This window comes from Oleiphilus sp. HI0067 (assembly GCF_001635735.1).
This window is the reverse complement of record NZ_LWFI01001041.1, coordinates 1-921: the sequence shown is the minus strand read 5'-3', so window position 1 is coordinate 921 and position 921 is coordinate 1. Positions and strand designations below refer to the sequence as shown.

The 921-nt window shown below is 37.7% G+C and carries 2 protein-coding genes; both read right to left on the bottom strand.

The features are described from left to right. The coding region (locus A3739_RS14290) for an iron-containing alcohol dehydrogenase (protein ID WP_197472330.1) at positions 1 to 380 on the bottom strand (380 nt) is incomplete at its 3' end. 20 nt (positions 381 to 400) lie between these two features. Further along, a partial coding sequence (locus tag A3739_RS29965; RefSeq protein ID WP_068501860.1) for a hypothetical protein occupies positions 401 to 921 on the bottom strand: 521 nt, incomplete at its 5' end.

Genomic DNA, 921 nt, shown 5'->3' with positions numbered 1-921 from the left:
TTCATTCCTCTAAGCCAAGTACTTGCTACAAAACCTGCTAAATCTCCAATTACACCGCCACCCAAGGCTACCAATGTAGCATCACGTGGGAAGTTATTTTCTTCCATGATTCCATAAATCTTCATTACCTCATTGATACTTTTATTACCTTTACCAGCATCCATAAAATAATGAAAAACAACGAACCCATGTGACTCCAAGTTTTTTGAAAGGCGACTTACAGCCGAGTCTTTGAAAAATGAGTCTGCAACGATTAACACCTGTTTGTTGTTAGTTTTTTCAGCTAAGAGCTCTGGAAATAATTCAAGCAAACCTCGTCCGATATTGATCGGGTAGCTTTGTCCATCAAATTCAACGTTGAGAGTTTTTATAATACTCATGTATGGATCAGCCTTTGACATCAAGATAGGTTTGAAAACATGCCAGAGTTAACAATCAGTTCAGCAATTTCAAAATCTTCATCTTCAATCAGATCATGACCTTCAAAGTGATTAACATTATGAATATATGCTTTGCCGCCAACCCGCTTTCGTTCTTTTTCAAATATTGACCGCGTAAAGACATAGAGCGAAGACTGCTCAAGAATAACTGGCTCTATGTCTTTTAATTGAGGTGTTGGTAAATCCAATGAATAGTTAAGTGGACGGCCCTTGTGCCAACAAAACTTCTTAAATGTGTGTGCAGTAAATGCTGAATCAGCCCTGCCCTCAACAACCTCTTGAATGCATGTTTCAATCGATTCAAGCTGAATAAATGGGCTATTCGGGTGCATTAGAACAAATACATCAGCATCTGAAAGCTTGAGAAACTCCTCGATAATTTGTTCAATCGAGATACCATTATCATCTAAAAATTTAGGTCGCTTAATGATCGAATATGAAGGCCCTTCTATGTATTCTTCAATCTCATTACTTGACGAAA